This is a genomic window from Ulvibacterium sp. (genome assembly GCF_965248315.1).
Lineage (GTDB): Bacteria > Bacteroidota > Bacteroidia > Flavobacteriales > Flavobacteriaceae > Ulvibacterium.
In genome coordinates this window covers 3,336,037-3,357,033 of sequence record NZ_CBDFIX010000002.1, presented here as the reverse complement: position 1 = coordinate 3,357,033, position 20,997 = coordinate 3,336,037, and the positions used below count along the sequence as shown (strand labels likewise).

The 20,997-nt window shown below is 41.6% G+C and carries 17 protein-coding genes; 10 read left to right on the top strand and 7 right to left on the bottom strand.

Annotation, left to right across the window (positions count from 1 at the left end; all coding sequences use genetic code 11):
- Nucleotides 1–235: 235 nt before the first annotated feature.
- Nucleotides 236–1,330 (top strand): transporter substrate-binding domain-containing protein, encoded by a 1,095-nt coding sequence (locus tag ACP2AF_RS15995; RefSeq protein WP_425237155.1) that lies wholly within the window; start codon nt 236–238, stop codon nt 1,328–1,330.
- Between the two features lie 4 nt (nt 1,331–1,334).
- Here the strand turns inward: ACP2AF_RS15995 and ggt are convergent, their stop codons facing one another.
- Both ggt and ACP2AF_RS15985 read right to left on the bottom strand, forming a co-directional pair.
- Complete coding sequence (gene ggt / locus ACP2AF_RS15990; protein ID WP_425237154.1) at nt 1,335–3,017, bottom strand: gamma-glutamyltransferase; 1,683 nt, start codon at nt 3,015–3,017, stop codon at nt 1,335–1,337.
- Complete coding sequence (locus ACP2AF_RS15985) at nt 3,005–3,598, bottom strand: ACP phosphodiesterase (protein ID WP_425237153.1); 594 nt, start codon at nt 3,596–3,598, stop codon at nt 3,005–3,007. Before ACP2AF_RS15985 ends, ggt begins: the two co-directional genes overlap by 13 nt.
- A gap of 73 nt (nt 3,599–3,671) precedes the next feature.
- On the opposite strand from ACP2AF_RS15985, the gene glmM reads away from it, so the two are divergent.
- A complete protein-coding gene (glmM, locus tag ACP2AF_RS15980) occupies nt 3,672–5,060 on the top strand; it encodes a phosphoglucosamine mutase (protein ID WP_425237152.1) in 1,389 nt (462 codons plus the stop codon).
- On the opposite strand, the gene ACP2AF_RS15975 is transcribed toward glmM, so the two are convergent.
- Nucleotides 5,057–6,046: a sterol desaturase family protein gene (locus tag ACP2AF_RS15975; protein ID WP_425237151.1), complete on the bottom strand. Its 990-nt coding sequence runs from the start codon at nt 6,044–6,046 to the stop codon at nt 5,057–5,059. The genes glmM and ACP2AF_RS15975 overlap by 4 nt on opposite strands.
- A gap of 67 nt (nt 6,047–6,113) precedes the next feature.
- Nucleotides 6,114–7,001 carry a lysophospholipid acyltransferase family protein gene (locus ACP2AF_RS15970; RefSeq protein ID WP_425237150.1) on the bottom strand — a complete coding sequence of 296 codons (888 nt, stop codon included), beginning with the start codon at nt 6,999–7,001 and terminating at the stop codon, nt 6,114–6,116.
- Between the two features lie 58 nt (nt 7,002–7,059).
- Here ACP2AF_RS15970 and ACP2AF_RS15965 point away from each other — a divergent pair, with 58 nt between their 5' ends.
- Together ACP2AF_RS15965 and ACP2AF_RS15960 are read left to right on the top strand one after the other, a co-directional pair.
- A complete protein-coding gene (locus tag ACP2AF_RS15965) occupies nt 7,060–7,710 on the top strand; it encodes a rhomboid family intramembrane serine protease (RefSeq protein ID WP_425237149.1) in 651 nt (216 codons plus the stop codon).
- Between the two features lie 151 nt (nt 7,711–7,861).
- On the top strand, nt 7,862–9,514 hold the full coding sequence (locus tag ACP2AF_RS15960) for a hypothetical protein (protein ID WP_425237148.1): 1,653 nt from the start codon (nt 7,862–7,864) through the stop codon (nt 9,512–9,514).
- Nucleotides 9,515–9,583: 69 nt separating this feature from the next.
- Here the strand turns inward: ACP2AF_RS15960 and ACP2AF_RS15955 are convergent, their stop codons facing one another.
- On the bottom strand, nt 9,584–10,714 hold the full coding sequence (locus ACP2AF_RS15955; protein ID WP_425237147.1) for a redoxin domain-containing protein: 1,131 nt from the start codon (nt 10,712–10,714) through the stop codon (nt 9,584–9,586).
- 102 nt (nt 10,715–10,816) lie between these two features.
- The gene (locus ACP2AF_RS15950; protein ID WP_425237146.1) at nt 10,817–11,326 is read right to left on the bottom strand and encodes a hypothetical protein; all 510 of its coding nucleotides are present in this window, start codon (nt 11,324–11,326) and stop codon (nt 10,817–10,819) included.
- Nucleotides 11,327–11,419: 93 nt separating this feature from the next.
- Here ACP2AF_RS15950 and ACP2AF_RS15945 point away from each other — a divergent pair, with 93 nt between their 5' ends.
- Nucleotides 11,420–14,329, top strand: a complete 2,910-nt coding sequence (locus ACP2AF_RS15945) for an FAD-binding and (Fe-S)-binding domain-containing protein (protein WP_425237145.1) — start codon at nt 11,420–11,422, stop codon at nt 14,327–14,329.
- Here ACP2AF_RS15945 and ACP2AF_RS15940 read toward each other — a convergent pair.
- Nucleotides 14,309–15,193: a UDP-2,3-diacylglucosamine diphosphatase gene (locus ACP2AF_RS15940; RefSeq protein WP_425237144.1), complete on the bottom strand. Its 885-nt coding sequence runs from the start codon at nt 15,191–15,193 to the stop codon at nt 14,309–14,311. The two genes, ACP2AF_RS15945 and ACP2AF_RS15940, sit on opposite strands and share 21 nt — an antisense overlap.
- A 305-nt stretch (nt 15,194–15,498) precedes the next feature.
- Here ACP2AF_RS15940 and aroC point away from each other — a divergent pair, with 305 nt between their 5' ends.
- Genes aroC through ACP2AF_RS15915 form a run of 5 tightly spaced genes read left to right on the top strand, consistent with a single transcriptional unit; the run spans nt 15,499 to nt 20,992 of the window.
- Nucleotides 15,499–16,563 (top strand): chorismate synthase, encoded by a 1,065-nt coding sequence (gene aroC, locus ACP2AF_RS15935; protein WP_425237143.1) that lies wholly within the window; start codon nt 15,499–15,501, stop codon nt 16,561–16,563.
- A 58-nt stretch (nt 16,564–16,621) separates the two neighbouring features.
- Nucleotides 16,622–17,959, top strand: a complete 1,338-nt coding sequence (locus ACP2AF_RS15930) for a dicarboxylate/amino acid:cation symporter (RefSeq protein ID WP_425237142.1) — start codon at nt 16,622–16,624, stop codon at nt 17,957–17,959.
- Between the two features lie 12 nt (nt 17,960–17,971).
- Complete coding sequence (gshB, locus tag ACP2AF_RS15925; RefSeq protein ID WP_425237141.1) at nt 17,972–19,003, top strand: glutathione synthase; 1,032 nt, start codon at nt 17,972–17,974, stop codon at nt 19,001–19,003.
- Entirely contained in the window at nt 18,996–19,823 is an 828-nt protein-coding gene (locus ACP2AF_RS15920) for an N-formylglutamate amidohydrolase (RefSeq protein ID WP_425237140.1), read from the top strand. Before gshB ends, ACP2AF_RS15920 begins: the two co-directional genes overlap by 8 nt.
- A complete protein-coding gene (locus ACP2AF_RS15915) occupies nt 19,820–20,992 on the top strand; it encodes a flavohemoglobin expression-modulating QEGLA motif protein (protein WP_425237139.1) in 1,173 nt (390 codons plus the stop codon). The genes ACP2AF_RS15920 and ACP2AF_RS15915 overlap by 4 nt, the downstream gene beginning before the upstream one ends.
- Nucleotides 20,993–20,997: the final 5 nt, after the last annotated feature.

Below are 20,997 nucleotides of genomic sequence, written 5' to 3'. Positions count from 1 at the left end.
CAAGTTGAGGCGGCACATTGGTTTGGAGGGATACTATTGTGCAATAAAAATAACTTAACAATTAATATTTAGCAAATAAATTCTTACAAAAAATAAAGAAAATAAATCGTATAATTTTTTAGTCGGATATTGGGAGGGAATGTATTTCTATATTCTTAAGAACCAGGCTATGGTTAGGAAAATGATTTGGTTTTCGAAATTTGTATTTTTGAATTTTAAAAATTCGGGCAATTCCATGAGACTACAATGGTCTTTTCTTTTTTTTGCACTGTTCTTAATAGGAACAAAGGGTCAATCCAAAAGTGACAGTTTATCATTAAATACAGAGGTGTTGAAAGTGGGCTATACCACCGCCCCGCCCTTTGTTGTTAAGGAAGATACGGTTTTACGGGGTATTAATGTTTGGTTGTGGAAAAAGGTGGCCAAGGACTTGGGACTGGAGTTCGAACTTTTGCCTATGGATTTTTCGGATATGTTGGACTCCCTGGAAAGTGGAGGAATCGATGTAAGTATTAATCCGCTTACCATTACCAGTGAGCGGAGTAAAAAAATGGAGTTTACCCATTCCTTCTATGCGTCCAATTCTACGGTCGCGGTAGCGGAAATATCTTCTTTTACCAAACTTCTGGATTTTGTACGTGCTTTTTTTAACCTAAATTTTTTAAAGGGGCTTGGGATTTTACTTTTGATTATCTTTTTATTTGGCCTAGCTGGGTGGTACTTTGAGCGAAGGGAAAATCCGGATGATTTTCGCACGGGCTTTCATGGTATTTGGGATGGGCTTTGGTGGTCCGCCGTTACACTTACAACGGTAGGATATGGAGACAAGGCCCCGAAAACCAGAATGGGTAAAACGGTCGCTTTGATATTGATGTTCGGAGGACTTTTGTTCATATCCGGACTTACGGCAAGTATAGCCTCCGGGCTAACGGTGAACCATTTGACCACCGATCCGGACAGTTTTAATGAGTTTAAGGAGCGTGCGGTGGGGTCGGTTAAAAACACAGGGACCAATGAGTTTTTAAAATCCCGCTTCTTTCAAGATTTAAAGGGATACAATACGGTTGCTGAAGGGCTTTCTGCCCTAAAAAATAATGACATTGAGGCGTTTATGTACGATGAACCTATCCTTAAGTACAACATCGCTAGAGATTCATCCATGAGCTCTATCAGTATTCTACCTATTAAATTTGATGTACAATTCTATGCCTTTGGTATTGCCAAAAAACACCCTAAATTGGAGCAGGCCATTTCTCAGCGTATTTTGGAAATTATAGAAACCGAGGAATGGCGCTTAGTTTTGAACGAGTTTAAACTAAACGAGCTTTAGGGACTTAAAAACCTATCGCACTGTCATCACCTCTTGGGTCGGCACCACCTTCCAAACGGCCATCGGGCAAGACCCGAATGGCATCAACCTTACCAATAACGGGAGTACGTTTCTCGTTTATAGGATACCCTTTGGTCTCTAAGGCCGATTTTAATTCTGATGGAAACCCTTCGGGTTCAAAAATAATATGGTCCGGTAACCATTGGTGGTGGAATCGGGGCGCATTCACGGCCTCTTGCATGCTCATGCCAAATTCATAAACGTTCAAAATAGTTTGAGCAACTGCGGTTATGATCGTAGAACCTCCCGGAGTCCCTACAACCATCCAGAGTTTGTCGTCCCTTTCTACAATCGTGGGGGTCATACTGCTTAACATTCTTTTTTCGGGGGCAATGCTATTAGCTTCGGCACCAATAAGTCCGAACATATTGGGAACCCCGGGCTTGGCACTAAAATCATCCATTTCATTGTTCAGGAAAAAACCCAATTCATCGCAATAAAGTTTTGAGCCATAGGCACCGTTAAGCGTAGTGGTAACGGAAACGGCATTGCCTTGTTGGTCAACTATGGAATAATGGGTGGTTTCTGCACTTTCCATGGTGTCAACTGACCCCCGTTGTATTTCCGAGGAGGGGGTAGCCTTTTCAAAGGAGAAATTCTGCATTCGTTTCTGAAGATAGCTGTTGCTTAAAAGAACATCCAGTGGAATATCCACAAAATCCGGGTCGCCCAAATAGTAATTTCTATCAGCATAGGCCCTACGCGAAGCTTCGGTAAATAATTGTATGGCCTCTGGTGAATTGTGTTCATAACGGGAGATGTCAAAAGGTTCGATCATCTTAAAGATTTGGTTAATGGTAATCCCGCCGCTACTGGGCGGACTCATGGAAATAATACGAAGATCTTTATATTTAAAAATGACGGGTTGCCTCCATTTTACTTCATATCTTGCCAAATCTTCTTCGGTAATGTAACCTCCTTTTTTTTGTATAAAGTTGGCCAAAGTTTTGGCGGTCTCCCCTTTATAGAATTCATCGCGACCGTTTTTGGAGATTCTTCTCAAGGTATTGGCCAAGGCGGGATATTGCAAAGTGTCCCCGGCCATACATTGTGAATAGAACAACGTGCTGTCCCCATTTACCTCCAAAATAGCCTCCCAGTAGTGATCTAATCGGGCCGCTTGTTTTTCGGTAACTACAACACCTTTGTCCACCAATTCGATTACGGGGGCCATGATTTGTTCTATGGGTAGGGTACCAAATTTTTTATGCACTTCAAATATGCCGGCAATTGTTCCCGGAACGCCCACCCCAGTTGCTCCTTTGATGCTCATATTCGGAATTACATTGCCCAAGGAATCCAAATACATATCCTTATGGGCAGACAAAGGTGCTTTCTCCCTATAGTCCAATGCGCCAACATTTCCGTTGGATTTACGGTAGACCATAAATCCACCACCGCCCAGATTGCCGGCATAGGGATAAGCTACAGCCAATGCCAATTCTGTGCCCACCATGGCATCAAAGGCATTACCTCCTTTTTTTAAAATTTCTATCCCAATTGCCGAGGCTTCTTCCCTGGCCGAAACTACCATGGCCTTTTGGGCAACTGTTCCGGTTGGTTTTGGGGGACTTTTTTTACATTGAATGAATAGTAATAGGGGAAGGAATAGTATTATTTTTCGCATAAAGAGATATACTTTTGTTTTGAGAAAATGATCAACTCCTCAAAAAAGGCCGTAAATTCTTCTTCAAAGAGCGTATAGTTTTTTTCGAGGTCCAAAATGGCAAAATTCATTTTGGATTTATTTTGGGTCCTCCGGTTCATGCCATTTAACACCCGCCCAATGCCCTTCATTTTGGCATAGTTCACCAACCAATTGTCCGCGATCATATAAGGCATCATCCGTTTTATACCTTCTGGCAATAGCACATAGTTTATTTCCAAGAGATCATAAAATCGGTCTACGAATACCTCTAAAGGGATGTCGGAATAGCGTTTCCAATTCTTTGCTAGAAAATGGTCATAGAAAATGTCCACGATTACCATGCTATAATGGCCATAGTTTTCATGTAAGCGTTTACTGCTTTTTTTGGGAATATGGTGGGTATCCGTGTAGGTGTCTATTTGCCGGTGTAATAAAATTCCTTTTTGAATGGCGTCCGGCAAATGCTTGAATTTATTGCCCCTAATACTATCGGCAATAAAATTTCCGATAGTAACATCATCATCCCCAAAGGAAAGATATATATGTGCCAGAAAATTCATAATGACGAATTTACAAAGAAGGAGCACCGTTTTTATATCAGATGGATATATTTGCAAAAACTTTTTCACACCTATGACACTAATAAAATCGATTTCCGGTATACGCGGCACCATTGGCGGTCGGCCGGGAGATAACCTAACACCGATTGATGCCGTTAAATTTGCTGCTGCCTATGGCATTTGGCTAAAGGAATATTCTCAAAAGGAACAGCTCAAAGTGGTCATTGGTAGGGATGCTCGTCTTTCCGGGGAAATGATTCAAAACTTGGTAGTATCAACCCTGGTCGGTCTGGGTATAGATGTCATTGACCTTGGACTCTCCACAACACCGACGGTAGAAATAGCCGTTCCCCTGGAAAAGGCCGATGGAGGTATTATTCTAACGGCCAGTCACAACCCCAAACAGTGGAATGCCTTAAAGTTACTTAATGAAAAGGGGGAGTTTTTGGATGCTAGGCAAGGCCAAAAGATTTTGGAAATTGCGGAAAGGGAGGATTTTGATTTTGCCGAAGTGGATGATTTGGGAACGATAACCAAGAACGATGCATACATTGATATCCATATCGATGAAGTATTAAATTTATCCCTTGTGGAGGCAGATACCATACGAAACGCCAAATTCAAAGTGGTAGTGGATGGTGTAAATTCTACTGGCGGGATAGCCATTCCCAAACTTTTGGAGGCACTTGGTGTAGAGGTCATTGAGCTGTACTGCGACCCTACGGGACATTTTCCACATAACCCAGAACCCTTAAAGGAGCATCTAACGGATATTTGTCAGTTAGTGGTTCAAGAAAAAGCTGATTTTGGTATTGTCGTAGATCCGGACGTGGATCGGTTGGCCTTTATTAGCGATGAAGGCGAAATGTTCGGGGAGGAATATACCTTGGTAGCTTGTGCCGATTATGTTTTGGGCAAGACCAAAGGAAATACCGTATCCAATCTTTCATCGTCCCGGGCTTTACGGGATGTTACCCAAAAGCATGGAGGGGTATACGAAGCGGCCGCCGTTGGGGAGGTGAACGTGGTCATTAAAATGAAGGAGAACAAGGCGATTATTGGGGGAGAAGGCAATGGCGGAATCATTTATCCAGAAAGTCATTACGGCAGGGATTCTTTGGTCGGTACAGCTCTTTTCCTAATGTTGATGGCCGAGAGGGGAGGAACGGTTACGGAACTTAGGGCCGGTTACCCATCTTATTTCATGAGTAAAAAGAAAATTGAGCTTACACCTGATTTGGATGTTGATGGTATCCTTAAGGCAATGGAGGAAAAGTATAAAGATGAGGATATTTCCACGATCGATGGAGTAAAAATAGATTTTCCCGAGAATTGGGTTCACCTCAGAAAATCGAACACGGAACCTATTATTAGAATATACACCGAGGCCAAAAGTCAATCCGAAGCCGATATGCTCGCAGAAAGAATAATTTCAGAAATAAAAGAGGTCGCCGGAATTTAGGCTTCTTTTTCATTGAGGTAGTTTCCTCTAACAATTTTAGCCGTTCGATGTTCTCCTGAATGATGCCAACCCGGAGGCATGACAATATATTTCAACTTGTTCATAAACCCTGGAGCATTGGCAACATCTTTGGCCAAAGCGATAATTTCACCAAAATAAACATCGAGAAAGCTTCCGGAGTTCATTTTTCGAGTTATGCCATATTCTATGGGTATGGCATTCTGTTCCTCTTGATATGTGCCAAATATGCGATCCCAGATATTGAGTAGATTACAGAAATTGGTATCCATATAGAGGGGGTTCCTGGCATGATGCACCCTGTGATGGGAAGGCGTAAGAATAAATTTCCCCAAAAAACCGAACCTGGCATCTTTGATCAGGTTTTCCCCCACATGGATAAAGGCCCCATAGGTACCATCAATGAACATAATTGCGAACAACATGGTAGGTTCAATACCGGCTAGTATACACACCGTTGTCCTAATGATATCAGCATAGGGCCCTTCTAAGAAAAAATGGGCATACGTAACGGTCAGATTCATTTCTTCCGGTGCATGATGTGTGGAATGCAAGCACCAAAAAAGCCGTACTTTATGGCCCCAGTAGTGATACAGAAAATGCCCAAATTCCCAGACAATATAACCATATATGAACCAGTACCAAGTAGGTTTGGTTTGGAAAGGTGCATAGGGCTGAAACCAGCCTATACAAAGGGCAACCATGGCAATGGAAATAAAACGACCTACGAAGCGATTAAAGATATAAATCAAAAAATTCACCTTATAAACCTTGGTCTGGGGCTTTTTATAGATAAGACCTAAAATGAGTTCCAAGATTACCAGTAAAGGTATTATCGGCAACACAAATGCCGTTATACCCTCGTAAGTAGCAAGCACACTATAATCACCTGTATTGAGTATTTCCAGCACTTGGCTAATACCTAAAAACCCTAAAATTTCTTCATATAGTATTTGCAATAATTCCATTGAGGTAGATAGTTTGCTTTGATAAACCGATTCAAAAGATAAAGAAACTTAATTCCGTCAAAAATAGCTATAAAAATTTCTCAGGAACCTTGTCTCTATGCTTCCACCTTCGGTGTGTCCAGAGATAATGTTCCGGTCTTTCCCGTATCTGTTGTTCCGTTAACCTTAAAAACTGGTCAGTAATTTCATTTTTTTTAGTGGATTCCCCGGAAACGGTAATCGGTATAAATTCTGCCTGGTAGTACCCTCGTTTAATCTTGGAAACTTTTAAGAAAACTACGGCAAGGTCCAGCTTGCGGGCCAAACTTTCGATACCTGTAAAGATGGGGGCTTTTACGCCCATGAAATCGGTCCAATATTGCGCCAGATGGGCTTGCGGCGATTGATCGTTTACCATCCCATATATGGCTCGCACGTTGTTCTTGTGATTTCTTACCACGGCCACCATGGTCTCTTTCTGGGTGATTAAAACGGTGTTCCACTTGGCCCGTATCCTTTTAATCAGATTATCAAAATACCTGTTGCTAATCTTTTGATAAACTGCATAGCCCTTGGCATCGACATAATTATTGATACTTACGTTCCACTCCCAATTGGCATAATGGGAGCAGGCTATGAGTATACTCTTCTTTTTTTCGATTTCCGTGAGCGTATCAATATTGACAATTTGATATCGTTTTTTTACCTCTGTCTTGGAAAGATCCATGGTCTTTACCATTTCCAAAAAAAGGTCGCACATATGTTTGTAGAAATTCTTTTCTATCGTTTTAATTTCCTTTTCGGATTTTTCGGGAAAGACCAGTTTCAGATTGTTCCGTACCACAGTTTTCCGGTATCCGATTACCTTATAAATCAAAAAATATAGAAAATCGGAAAACCCATAAAATAGTCTATAGGGTAAAATAGAAATAAGCCGCAAAAAGGGATATGCCAGGACAAAAACGAGTAGTTGCATGCGTTTAGATAATGGGCAAATATAGCTATATTTAGCCCCAAATATAACTAAAGCGCACATGCACGATATCCATTTTGCGACCATAGCCATAATTGCCGCCAACATTCTGGTTTCCTTTAAAGGGTTTAATGACACTTCCTTTTTTGAACGATATAAATTTGGAATAACCCAAATAAAGGCTGGACAGAAGGAACGTATGGTTACCTCTGGGTTTTTACATGTGGATATTGCACATTTGTTCTTCAATATGTTCACCCTGTACTTCTTTGCCAACGTTGTGATAGGTTGGTTTGGCCCTGGAAAGTTTATCGGTATCTATTTTATAAGCTTGGTGGCCGGAAGCATGTTGGCACTTTTTTTCCATAAGAACGAACCATATTATAGTGCTGTTGGGGCCAGTGGAGCGGTAACTGGAATATTGTACGCTGCAATTTTACTACAGCCGGATATGGACCTGATTCTTATGTTCATTCCCATTCCTATTCCCGCCTATGTTCTTGGTATCGGCTATTTATTATATTCCATTTATGGTATGAAAAGTAGATTGGGCAATATTGGCCATACAGCGCACTTCGGTGGGGCCATAGGTGGATACTTGACTACATTGATCTTTATGCCCGAACTTTTTCTTACAGAGACACTTATGGTTATTCTTTTGGCAATTCCCATTGTCATATTGTTCGTCATGGAAAAAACAGGAAAAATCTGACCTAAATTCCTACATAAATAACAAAATTTTAATAGCGGATTCAGAGTAATTTCTTGAACGTAGTTCATCGAAAAAGTATAGTAGGTTATACACTTCCAAGGGTTTTACCGTTAGGCTACTAACCAAATTTAACTGATTAAACCTACTTATAATGAAAAGAGTTTCTTTTTTAACCTTGATTGGGTGTTCACTTGGGGTAAGCCTTTCCTGTTCCGATGAAACCACAGTTTATCAGGACAAACTTGAAGATGACCTTTTAGTGGAAAACAGCGAAACCGAGCTAGAGGGCAATGTGGCACTGGACGATGCTGGTGTATTGGACATTTTTGAAGAGGAAGAACTTGCCGGAAAATCTTCAAAAAACTCCAATGACGAATTAGCAGGGGACCATCCTTTGACCTTAGTGGCCCGTATAAAATCTCCCTCCTCCACTTTGGGAGCCACCCATGTTGATGTCCATGGCAATTATGCTTACGTGAGCTACAATACAGCAAATGAAACCTATCTAGGGGCCATAGATATTGTAGATGTAAGAGACCCTAATAGGCCGAGACTTAGATCTAGGTTGACTTATAGAAATGCCGATGTCAATTCCCTGGTTTATGCCGATGGTTATATTTATATTGTTGGTGGAGTGGATGCTGAAACTTCGGTACGTGCCACCTCAAATTCTTTCGTAGCTAAGATATCGGTTTCCGGTGCTCGATTCGATGTTGGAAGTATTATCTACGGTTTCCAACAGGGTAAAGTTGCTACGGATGTAGCCATAAAAGACAATTCCGTATTGGTAAGCAGTGGTTCAGAGGGATCTGTGACAAAGTATGATAGAAATAGTTTGGAAATTCAAGACGAAATGCCATTTGCAGATTTACGTTCGGTATCGGTAAATGAGAACAATGTTGCCGTGCTTGACGCGGATCAGGGCATTGTCTTTTTAGACGAAAACCTCGAAATCGTAAGGGAAATACCTGTGGAGTCCAACTTTCCACAAGCTGCAAAAAGAACTTTGGATTTTTACTCTGATAAAATGGTAGTTGCCGAAGGGGGTAAAGGAGCTGGTGTGTATGATGCAAGTACGGGAACCCTTTTGCAGCATGTTCCAATTCTTGATAACACCGCTGGAAGTCAAAATAGTAAGACTGGTGTAGTATCTGATAATGTTACCAATGCCGTTGCTGTTAATGAGGATATCCTTTTGATGGCGAATGGATCCAATGGACTTTGCCTATCGGAGGATGAATCCGGTAGTATAGAGACTTTCGGTATTATAGCCTTGGAGGGGTCTATTAATTATGTTGAATCCAAAGGAGATTACATTTTTGCAGCTTCGGGCCTGGAAGGTTTACAGATTCTTAAATTGAATCGGCCAAACCAAAGCTTGGTTGCTCGATGCGCCGAGCTTCCCGCATATCAGGGAAGTGCCAATTTAAATGTCAATAGCGGAGAAACCTTAGGGTATAGGGGTTCAAAAAGATTCAATCGGTTGAATGTTAACGGGTCTTTATTGCTTTGTGGTTCTTGGACAGCGAACAATAATAGCAACGTTAATACCAATGGCTTGTTTGAAATGAACGGAACCTTTGTAATCGGAAGAAATAACAAAAGAAAAAATATAACCATAAATTCTGGTGGTACCTTTAGGGTGGAAGGCAACCTTACCATTTATGGTGATTTAGTACTAAATGATGGTGCTACTGTTGAGTTTATAGGGGAGAGCTCCGTAGTCAACATTTTTGGCAAGGTACAACGTTCGGGAAACACAGAGGTATTGGGCACTTTTACCGATGTTCAAAACAAGTTCTAGATACTTCATAATACTTCAAAAAAAAGCCCTTTCAGCATAATTGAAAGGGCTTTTTTGGTTCCGGAATTACTATTGAAGTAGTTCGGCAACTTTTTCTTCCAAAGCCGGACCACGAAGGTTTTTGGCAATGATAGTACCATTTTCGTCCAAAAGGAATGCGGCCGGAATGGCATCTACCCCGTAAAGCTTAGCGATTTCATCATCAAAGTAAGCCAGATTGGAGACATGGTTCCATGTTAAACCATCATCGGCAATGGCTTTTTCCCAGGCGGCTTTGGTTTTATCCAAGGAGACCCCGACAATGTTCAATCCTTTATCATGATATTTCTCATACACTTTCACTACATTAGGGTTTTCAGCTCTACACGGTTTGCACCAAGCCGCCCAGAAATCTACAAGGGTAACTTTTCCCAACGCTTGGTTTAGTGCCAGTTCCTTGCCGTTGGGAGTCGGAGCGGAAAAATTAGGGGCCTTGGCTCCAATAGTAGTACTCTTTTTTCGTTCTTCTCTTTCCTTGGTGGATTGCAATCTTTCCAAAACACTTTTGGCTACATTGGTTTCCTTAATTTCAGGAGAGAGACCATCGTACAATTCCTGAATTTCTTCAGATGATACCGCTCTTGACCCCATTGCCCTATCAATTAATAATGCCGAGATCAAAGCAGTGGGGTGTTCCTTTATATAAGTGAGTTCAAAATTCTTATATTCTTCCTGAAGCTCCATCATCTCGTCCCGCAAAGACACCAAAGAAGCTGTATCCTTGCTTATATTGGCGGTCTGGATATCTTGTTGAATAGATTTTGCCCTTTCCGATATATCCTTTGATTTCTTCAAATAGTCAGTAAAGACCTCGTTCTGCGGAGTGCCTTCCAATTTGGAAAGTCCAAGACTGTCCATATGGGCGGATATATTTATTTTTCCATTCTCTAGGATAATGGCGGAATATCCCATCGCATTTTCAAGAAAAATATAATGCATTTCAGGAATCGTCGCTTCACCGGTAAACGTAAACTTTCCATCCAAAGTAGTGGTGGTATCCACATCTATCGGTTCCCTGTTCTCACCCTGCTTTCTAAGAAATACTTTAGTACCATCTTCCAAATCACCCCTTAGGGAGCCTTCAACAACGTAGCCATTGGGATTTTGGTTACAAGCCGTAAAGGCGGAAACTATAATAAATACGAATAAAAGTCTTTTCATCATACATTGTTTAATGTGCGCAAATGTAGGTATATAATAGGATATAAAAAAAGCCCTTAACATTATGTATGCAAGGGCCTTTCCAATCAATGGGTTGTCTTTTCAGAATTGATAACGTACCCCAAGGGCAATATCAAAATCAAAATTATCGGAGAAATCATCATAACCTATTATCCCTATTTCCGGCCTAAAGTCTAGGGATAATAACAATGGGAAATCAAAATTATACTCCACCCCGATATCTCCCGCTGCAAAAACAAAAAGCCCTCCATCCGGAGTAAAGGGTTCATTGTTGGAATTGAACCTTCCGTCAAAATCCACACTTCCCAAGCCGCCACCAACACCATAGTACCAGTTAAAGCCCTTATCTATATTATGTACCCATTGGTATAAACCGGATAACTTAAAGGCATCAAAATTCCTACTATCCCGCCAACCTAGGTTGAATTCCGCCCTATTGTATCTCGCTATGGACTTTTGATAGGAAATTTCAGCTCCAAAACCATCGCTATCCCCAAGTCGAAGTCCTATGGCATGATTTGCTATTTCTTGTGCCCCGACCGATATGGAGGCGAAGAAGAGAATGAATGTAATTACTTTTGAGATTTTCATAAGTTTTCCGTTTTAGTTTCGATTAAATAAAAGAGTTTTCAATGTTCGGCTCAAACAATAAAAACTTAAATTAGCCCCTAAAATTGTTTCAGCTTGATTAAAAATTTGCTAAAAGAATTGGAGAAGGAGTTGAGTGGTGAATTACATACCGACGAACTTACCAAAGCACTTTACGCCACTGATGCTTCCGTTTATCGCAAAACCCCACGGGCTGTCGCTTTTCCCAAGAATGTAAGGGATATTAAAAAACTTGTTCGTTTTGCCAGCACAAACCACGTTGGGCTTATTCCTAGAACAGCGGGCACTTCTTTGGCAGGGCAGTGCGTTGGGGATGGTATTGTAGTTGATGTCTCCAAACACTTCACCCAGATTGTCCATTTGGATTTGAAAAAAAAACAAGTTAGGGTACAGCCAGGTGTGGTAAGAGACGGACTTAACCAATATCTAGAACCCTATGGTCTATTCTTCGGGCCCAATACCTCAACATCCAATAGATGTATGATAGGTGGTATGGTGGGGAATAATTCTTCGGGTACTACCTCCATTCAATATGGGGTAACCCGGGACAAGGTAGTTAGTTTACAAGCCGTTCTTTCCGATGGCAGCATAGCAGAATTTTCATCAATGGACCCTAACGAGTTCCAAGAAAAATTGGAATTGGACACTTTAGAAGGAGAACTGTACAGAGGAATTCATAAGGAATTGTCCAATCGTTCAACTCAAGAGCAGATCATCAGCGAGTTTCCCAAACCCTCCATCCATCGCAGAAATACAGGGTATGCGGTAGACGAACTTTTAAAGAATACTATTTTTGGAGAATCCGAGGATCCTTTCAATTTTTGCAAACTGCTTAGCGGCAGTGAAGGGACACTTGCCTTTACCACAGAAATTACCTTGCAATTGGAAGAACTGCCTCCCAAACTGGCGGCAATGGTGGTTACCCACTATCAAACCTTGGAGGACTGCCTTATGGATGTTGCTCCGGTAATGCGCCACAATCTGCATACCTGCGAAATGATGGATAAGGTGATTCTGGATTGTACCAAAAATAATAGGGAGCAGCTAAAAAACAGATTCTTTGTGTCTGGAGACCCGGCGGCTTTGTTGATGTTGGAAATAAAGGCCGATACTAAAGAGGATTTGGCAGAACAGCTAAAAGCACTGCAAAGCACAATTCAAAAATCGGCCCGAAGTTATGCTTCCCCCGTTCTGGAGGGAAGTGAAATAAATAAAGCTTTGGAATTGCGCAAGGCAGGTCTTGGACTTTTAGGAAATATGGTGGGAGATCGTAAAGCAGTAGCCTGTATAGAGGATACTGCCGTTGCCCTGGAGGATTTATCTGATTTTATAGGGGAGTTTACCCAAATCATGAAAGATTACGGCCAAGATGCGGTGTACTATGCCCATGCCGGTGCTGGGGAACTGCATTTGCGACCCATTCTTGATCTTAAAAAATCAGGAGATGTTGGTTTGTTCAGAAAGATAACGACCGACGTGGCCAGGCTTACCAAAAAATACAAGGGGTCGTTTAGCGGGGAGCACGGGGATGGTATTGTGCGCGCTGAATTTATTCCTTTGATGATTGGGAAAGACAATTATGAGCTTTTAAGGCGAATAAAGACCTATTTTGACCCAAATAACATATTTAATCCTGGAAAAATAGTAGATGCCTATCCCATGGATGAATCCCTACGCTATGAAATTGATAGGGAGGAACCTGAGATCGAAACGTTGCTGGACTTTTCCGATAGTAAAGGTATTCTCAGGGCTGCTGAAAAATGCAATGGAAGTGGGGATTGCAGGAAATCCGAGCATATGAAGGGCGGTATGTGTCCTAGTTATCACGCCACAAGGAACGAAAAAGATACAACTAGGGGCAGGGCGAATGCCTTGCGGGAATTTCTAACTACGTCCGACAAAACCAATAAGTTTGACCAAAAGGAATTGAAAGAGGTCTTTGACCTTTGCTTAAGTTGCAAAGCCTGCTCAAGTGAATGTCCGAGCAATGTGGATATCGCCACGCTCAAAGCAGAATTCCTATATCAATATCAGGAAAGCAACGGCTATTCTTTGCGCTCCAAACTTTTTGCCCACAACACTCAATTGAATAGGTTGGGCAGTAAGGTATCAGGATTGACGAATGCGATATATAGCTCTTCTGTTTTAAGTGGACTACTAAAAAAATCAGCTGGAGTAGCTAAGGAAAGACAGCTTCCCAAAGTATCAAGTTTTAATTTTGATAGATACCTTCAAGTATTTAAAAATCAATTTACTACAAATAAGAAAATAGTTGCTTTATACATTGATGAGTTTACACGTTACCTGGATACCGACTTGGGCAAGGATGCCATTGAGGTATTTATACGTTTGGGTTATGATGTCCAACTATTTTATGCGGAGAGCGGGCGTACCTATATTTCAAAGGGTTTTTTAAAACAAGCAAAAAAATTGGCTTTGGAAAACATAGGTAGTCTTAAAACATTGGTAGACGCCGGAATTCCAGTTGTGGGTCTGGAACCTTCTGCTGTTTTAACATTTCGCGATGAGCTAAAACGTTTTTCTTCCGATACGGAGACGACAAAAGCTGTGGCATCAAATGTTTATTTATTTGAAGAGTTTCTTTCCAAGGAAATCGAAAAGGGAAAAATTGGCAAGGAGAGTTTCACCAAAGACCCTCAAACGATCAAAATACATTGCCACTGTCATCAGAAGGCATTGAGCAATCAAAAAGTCACTTTCGATATCCTAAACTTGGTAGAAAACTATAAGGTGTCCATAATTCCTTCGGGTTGTTGTGGTATGGCGGGGTCCTTTGGATATGAACAGGAACACTATCAAGTTAGTATGGAGGTTGGGGAGCTAAAGTTGTTTCCAGCTGTTAGAAAATCGGAGGATGATGTAATAATTGCTGCGAACGGAACCAGTTGTAGGCACCAGATTTATGACGGTACCGGAAGAACGGCCAAACATCCTGTTTCCATATTAAAGGAGGCCCTCATCTAAGGATTTCTCTCCCTTTTTGCCCTTACTTTTTTCTTCCTCTTCTTTTTTTGCCGTGATTGAGGCAATGAGTTCATGCATGTCCATTTCCTTCAGTTCCTCATCGGCAAAAAATGGCGAGAGCTTGTCCTGGTTGTATTTATAGATTTTCCAGCGCTTAAATGAATATTCCAAAGCTGTAAGGTTTTCCACCCAATCCCCGGAATTCAGATAGGTGCATTTCCCTTTTTTGGTCACATGGATTTCCTTTTTAGGTTGATGAATATGTCCACAGATTACATAATCGTAATGATTTTCAATCGCGATATCCACGCCTGTTTGTTCGAAGTCCCGAACATATTTTAAGTTGCTTGTTACACTATTCTTTATTTTTTTGGACAACGAATAGCGTTCTCGACCCATTTTAGTGAGTATCCAGTTGACGAAGCGATTTATTAAAAGGAGCATGCTATAGCCATAACCCCCTAACTTGGCCAGCCATTTTGCATTTTGTATAGAGACATCGAACACGTCTCCATGAAAAAACCAGGCTCTTTTTCCATCCAGATTCAAAACCAACTTGTTGGTAATATGAAGATTGCCCATTGAGGTGTCACTAAACTTTCTCAAGACCTCGTCATGATTCCCGGTAATATAGAACACCTCAGTTCCTTTGGAGGCCATTCCGATAATTTTGCGAAGAACTTTCATGTGAGAAGGGGGGAAATACCTTTTGCTAAATTGCCAGATATCGATTATGTCGCCGTTAAGAACCAATTTACTGGGTTGAATACTATTTAAATAGGCGATAAGTTCATCGGCATGACATCCATAAGTTCCCAAATGCACATCGGAAATAACCACTAGGTCTATTTTTCGCTTTTTCATCTGTAGTTCCAATATACTATGTAAGGGTCATCCTTTTTGTGTGGGGTGCAATTTGTTATTCATTTTTCGCTGGACGAAAGATAAATTTCTTACAAAATAAACCTATAGGTATAACTTGAAAATGAATTTGAAATCAATAATTGATTGGTATACTGTTAAGTTTACATTACCTATGCGGTTAAATTGTTAAGCGAATATTAAGCCCAAGATGAATTTTTGTATCTCTGATTTAAGATTTACCTTTGGCCTTTGTTGAAAATTGATATGTGTACGCTGTAAAGTCACATATACTATAATCCTAAATAATGGCCGGAAATACCTTCGGAAATAGTTTTAAGCTAACTACTTTTGGTGAATCTCACGGAATTGCAATTGGAGGGGTGCTGGACGGATGTCCGGCAGGATTGGAATTGGATCTTGAGGCCGTGCAAAAAGAGTTGGATCGTCGAAGACCGGGACAATCCGCCATCGTAACCCAGCGAAAGGAACCGGACAAGGTGGATTTTCTTTCCGGAATTTTTGAAGGAAGGACTACGGGGACACCTATCGGTTTTGCTATTTACAACACAAACCAGAAATCCAAGGATTATTCGCATATCAAAGATTCCTACAGGCCATCCCATGCGGATTATGTATATGACAAAAAATATGGTTTTCGCGATTATAGGGGAGGGGGGCGTAGTTCTGCCCGGGAAACTGCCAGTAGGGTAGTTGCAGGAGCTATTGCCAAGCAATTTTTAAAGGATGTACGTATCAATGCCTTCGTATCACAGGTAGGAACGCTTACCTTGGATAAGCCCTATACTGAGCTGGATTTTTCGCTTATTGAATCCAACCCGGTACGTTGCCCTGACCCGGATACCGCAAAGCGTATGGAAGAGTACATCAAGGAAATCCGAAAAGAGGGGGACACCATAGGCGGAATTATTACCTGCGTTATCCAGAATGTCCCCATAGGTCTTGGGGAGCCTGTTTTTGATAAGCTCCATGCCGAGTTGGGAAAGGCCATGCTGTCCATTAATGCGGTAAAAGGCTTTGAATATGGAAGTGGTTTTGCCGGGGTAAAAATGAAAGGCAGCCAACACAATGATCAATTCAATTCCGACGGTTCCACAAAAACCAACCATAGTGGAGGTGTACAAGGCGGGATAAGTAATGGAATGGATATCTATTTCAATGTAGCTTTTAAACCAGTAGCCACAGTAATCCAGGGTTACGAGACCATTGATAAAGAAGGCAACACCGTAAAGACCCAAGGGAAAGGTCGTCATGATCCCTGTGTGGTGCCCAGGGCAGTGCCCATTGTTGAGGCCATGGCAGCTTTGGTCCTGGCGGATTATGCACTTATCAACCGGACCATAAAATTGTAATCCGCTTTCTAGGGGTTCTCCCTCCAAAATAGTATCTTACTTCACAAATTTATCAGGTATGCGGAAAATGGAATTGCATTGGAAGATCCTAATCGGTATGATTTTAGGGCTGATTTTCGGCTTTGTCATGACCTATCCGGATTGGGGACGTGAATTTGTTTCCGATTGGATAAAACCATGGGGCACTATTTTCGTTAAGTTGCTAAAACTTATTGCAATTCCTTTAATTCTGGCTTCCTTGATAAAGGGAATATCCGACCTTAAGGACATATCCAAGTTTAAAAGCATAGGGCTAAGGACTATTGGTATTTATGTTTTTACTACCGTAATAGCCATCACCATCGGTCTCTTGTTGGTAAACCTATTGCAACCTGGCAATGGTATTTCCGAGGATACGGTTGCCAAGCTTTCGGAAACCTATGCCTCGGATAGCGGTGTTACCTCCAAATTGGATGAAGCACTAAAACAAAAGGAAAGTGGTCCGCTACAATTCCTGGAAGATATGGTTCCCGACAATGCGGTAAAGGCGATGAGCGAAAATGCACTCATGCTGCAGGTGATATTTTTTACCATTTTTATGGGCATTTCCATGTTATTGATAGGTGAAGAAAGAGCTAGGCCCCTGAAGCAATTGTTTGACGCCCTAAATGAGGTGGTCCTAAAAATGGTAGATCTTATTATGTTGACCGCCCCTTATGCAGTTTTTGCCCTGTTGGCCAATGTAGTGGCCTCCTCCGGGGATTCCGACTTGTTGGTGGCACTTCTCAAATATGCCGGTGTCGTGGTACTGGGATTATTTTTGATGATCGTCTTTTATACCATTCTGGTTTCAACCTATACCCAAAAGAATCCTTTTTGGTTCTTAAAGGAAATAAGTCCTGCACAATTATTGGCCTTTTCCACGAGTTCCAGTGCTGCGACCCTTCCAGTAACCATGGAAAGGGTAGAGGAGCACATAGGAGTGGATAAGGAGGTGTCCAGTTTTGTACTGCCCGTGGGTGCAACGATCAATATGGATGGTACCAGCCTGTACCAAGGAGTAGCGGCAGTTTTTGCCATGCAGGTCCTATGGCCAGAAGGCTTGTTGTTCAGTAATCAGATCATCATTGTGCTTACCGCACTTTTGGCTTCCATTGGTTCAGCGGCGGTACCCGGCGCGGGTATGGTGATGTTGGTCATTGTATTGGAATCTATCGGTTTCCCACCTAATTTGTACCCTATAGCCTTGGCGTTGATTTTTGCGGTGGACCGCCCCCTCGATATGTGCCGTACCATAGTGAACGTTACAGGTGATGCAACCGTGTCAATGGTGGTTGCAAAATCCGTCGGCAAATTGGGCGAACCCCATCCAAAGGAATGGGACGACCATTTGGAAGAGGTAATTTCAAAAAATTAAACAGCAAAAGAGATGAACATTTGTTTTTTAATGTATCCTTGGGAGGAAATCGATCCCGAAAATGATACCAGCTTGGCGTTGATCCATGAATGTGTGAAACGAAATCATGGAGTGGCGCTATGTAGTCCGGCCAACCTCACCATTCGCAATAGTGTTACCAATGCCTTTTGTACGGTAATCAATCGGATGGAAAAAGTTTCAAGTAGCCTGAAATCCTTCTATAAACAGGCAGACATTCGGGAAGAGATGTTGCCCTTGGCAGGGTTTGATGTTATTTTCATGCGGGCCAATCCACCTTTGGACCCCATTATGCTCAATTTCTTGGATTCGGTCAAGGACGATGTTTTCATAGTGAACTCGTTACAGGGACTTCGAGAGGCCAATAACAAATTGTATACGGCCGCTTTTGGAGATTCCCATAGTAACATCATCCCGGTTACACATGTGTCCAAAAATAAAAACTACCTCTTACGCCAGATTAAGGAATCCAAATCGGAGAAGATGATTTTAAAACCATTGAACGGTTTTGGCGGATCAGGGGTGATTCTCATAGAGAAGTCGGCAATGAGTAATATTAAATCGCTTCTAGACTTTTACGTAACTAACTCGGATGGAACATCTAACTATGTAATACTTCAAGAATATATTGAAGGTGCTGATCAAGGTGATGTACGTATTCTTCTGCTCAATGGCGAACCCATTGGAGCTATGAAACGCGTACCCGGTTCGGATGATCATCGCTCTAATGTTTCGGCAGGCGGATCCGTGGCCAAGCATAGTTTAACAAAACATGAAAAGGCACTTTGTAAACAAATTGGCCCTAAACTGGTAAAAGACGGTCTATATTTTGTGGGGATAGATGTTATCGGAGGCAAGTTGGTCGAGGTCAATGTGATGTCTCCTGGTGGCGTCACCTATATGAACAAGGTGTACAAAACAAAAATTCAGTCCAAGGTCATCGATTTTGTAGAAAGCAAGGTTATGGATAAGCTTAAAGCTTTCCAAAGACGTTCCAGACTACGGGACGAGGTTGAAAATGCGTAGACTTTCCATAAAAAATATAATCGCATTGATTCAATCGGAAATCCCTTTTGAGGCGGTTTCCGAAGATTACTCCTTTACCCTTAAAATAGAAGATTACGCTCCGTACGTTTGTGGGGCCGTCCATGATGGACATCAATTTCGGAAATCACTCTGGGAAAACTGTTTGCACACGGAATATGAGCGCTGGTACGAGGAGGATCCTTGCACCAAGGCAATGGTACAATCGCACCCCATAGTAATTGCAGGGTGCGATAGCCGATTTGAGTATGATCTGAACCGACCGCCGCAAACCGCCGTTTTTGATACTGCATGGGGAAAGCAATTATGGAAAAGTCCCTTGCCGGCTTCTGAAAGAAGACATAGTTTGGAGAAACATGACAATTTTTACCGGGTTGTACGTGCTCTAATCGGGAAAATAGAATCAAAACATGGCAGGGCCCTAATTTTTGATATGCACAGCTACAATTGGAAACGATGGGAGAGGGAAGTACCTACTTGGAACTTGGGAACCATCAATATCAATACGAAACGATTTGGGGAGACGGTATCTTCATGGAGCCAAAAACTGGGAAATATCGATTTGCCAAACGGGATATCTTCTTCCTCAAAAATCAACGATACCTTTCAGGGAAATGGTCATTTTTTAAAATACATTACTGCTAATTTTGATCATTCCTTGGTCCTTGCCACGGAAATTGCCAAGGTTTACTGTGATGAGCTTACCGGAATTCATTACCCGGAAGTAGTGCGCTCAGTGGAGGAGCAATTAAAAGAATTGATACCTTTGCAGGTCAAGGAATTTTTGGAAGAAAAGTTATGATAGAGGAAGCGGAACGTACCGAAATTGAGCAGGAATATGCCAGTTTGTTCGAAATTGATGACCGTTTGGATGGATTGGTAAAGAAAATAGAGTTGCTAGGCCATGTAAACCCCTTAAATATAGAAAAGGAAAAGCAGCGGTTTTTTACTTCAAAATATACATGTGAACCCAAATTCAGATATCCGAAGCTAAAGTTTGACCCTTATAAACTGCATCGGCTCTTTTTTTCACAACGTTTGGAACAGATTTCCGACCCCCAAGTTAGGAAACTGTATAGGGATACTATCTATTTCTATTCCAATATGGTGGAATGCATTGAGACCATAGGAGAGGGAGAATCATTTTATTACAATTCGCTCCAAGTATATGGGACGCCTACGGAAAGGGACGTGCAAAACGCCAAATTTATATTACATTTTGATGACGAACCTATTTCAGATGAAATGGAGAAACGGTTTGATTGTTATGAAGCCAAGGCCTATTTTCAAGATTTTGTAAAGCGGTACGAATTTCCCCTAAACATTAAATTTTCTACCCATATTGCGGCTGAGGCCATGGTTAGCAACATTTCCAGGACTTTATTGATTAAAAAAAATGTGAAGTTCAGTAAGAACGAACTGCACACTTTGGCCAACCATGAAATCGGGGTGCATCTGGTCACAACATTTAACGGTTTGGTACAACCGCTAAAAATATTCTCCAACGGTTTCCCAAAAAATGAGGAAACCCAAGAAGGTTTGGCAGTTTTTAGTGAATATATGAGCGGGGCTTTGACGTTGAAGCGTTTGAAGGAATTGGCCTATCGCGTATTAGCTTCGGATAGTTTGATCAAGGGATATAGCTTTGCGGATACTTTTGATATGATCCATAATCAATACAAGCTCAATCGTCACGCCGCTTTTACCATTACGCTTAGGGCACATAGGGGAGGGGGCTTTACCAAAGACCACCTATATCTAAGCGGACTTCGAAAAATATACAAGCGCTACAGCAAGCAAAAGTCCATGGATGTATTGCTTACCGGGAAGGTAACCTTGGAACGTGAAAAAGACATTGAGCATCTTTTTGATTTGGGACTGGCCAAGAAGATTAGCCATACAAACTTGGCCTATGGACAAAACTTGAACAAAAACAAAACACTCGATTTTATCTTGAATAATTTGAAGTAGCAGCA

Coding starts and splice junctions, on each gene's coding strand:
- ACP2AF_RS15995 (WP_425237155.1), top strand. CDS start 236: ATGAGACTACAATGGTCTTTTCTTTTTTTTGCACTGTTCTTAATAGGA.
- ggt (WP_425237154.1), bottom strand. CDS start 3,017: ATGCGAAAAATAATACTATTCCTTCCCCTATTACTATTCATTCAATGT.
- ACP2AF_RS15985 (WP_425237153.1), bottom strand. CDS start 3,598: ATGAATTTTCTGGCACATATATATCTTTCCTTTGGGGATGATGATGTT.
- glmM (WP_425237152.1), top strand. CDS start 3,672: ATGACACTAATAAAATCGATTTCCGGTATACGCGGCACCATTGGCGGT.
- ACP2AF_RS15975 (WP_425237151.1), bottom strand. CDS start 6,046: ATGGAATTATTGCAAATACTATATGAAGAAATTTTAGGGTTTTTAGGT.
- ACP2AF_RS15970 (WP_425237150.1), bottom strand. CDS start 7,001: ATGCAACTACTCGTTTTTGTCCTGGCATATCCCTTTTTGCGGCTTATT.
- ACP2AF_RS15965 (WP_425237149.1), top strand. CDS start 7,060: ATGCACGATATCCATTTTGCGACCATAGCCATAATTGCCGCCAACATT.
- ACP2AF_RS15960 (WP_425237148.1), top strand. CDS start 7,862: ATGAAAAGAGTTTCTTTTTTAACCTTGATTGGGTGTTCACTTGGGGTA.
- ACP2AF_RS15955 (WP_425237147.1), bottom strand. CDS start 10,714: ATGAAAAGACTTTTATTCGTATTTATTATAGTTTCCGCCTTTACGGCT.
- ACP2AF_RS15950 (WP_425237146.1), bottom strand. CDS start 11,326: ATGAAAATCTCAAAAGTAATTACATTCATTCTCTTCTTCGCCTCCATA.
- ACP2AF_RS15940 (WP_425237144.1), bottom strand. CDS start 15,193: ATGAAAAAGCGAAAAATAGACCTAGTGGTTATTTCCGATGTGCATTTG.
- aroC (WP_425237143.1), top strand. CDS start 15,499: ATGGCCGGAAATACCTTCGGAAATAGTTTTAAGCTAACTACTTTTGGT.
- ACP2AF_RS15930 (WP_425237142.1), top strand. CDS start 16,622: ATGCGGAAAATGGAATTGCATTGGAAGATCCTAATCGGTATGATTTTA.
- gshB (WP_425237141.1), top strand. CDS start 17,972: ATGAACATTTGTTTTTTAATGTATCCTTGGGAGGAAATCGATCCCGAA.
- ACP2AF_RS15920 (WP_425237140.1), top strand. CDS start 18,996: ATGCGTAGACTTTCCATAAAAAATATAATCGCATTGATTCAATCGGAA.
- ACP2AF_RS15915 (WP_425237139.1), top strand. CDS start 19,820: ATGATAGAGGAAGCGGAACGTACCGAAATTGAGCAGGAATATGCCAGT.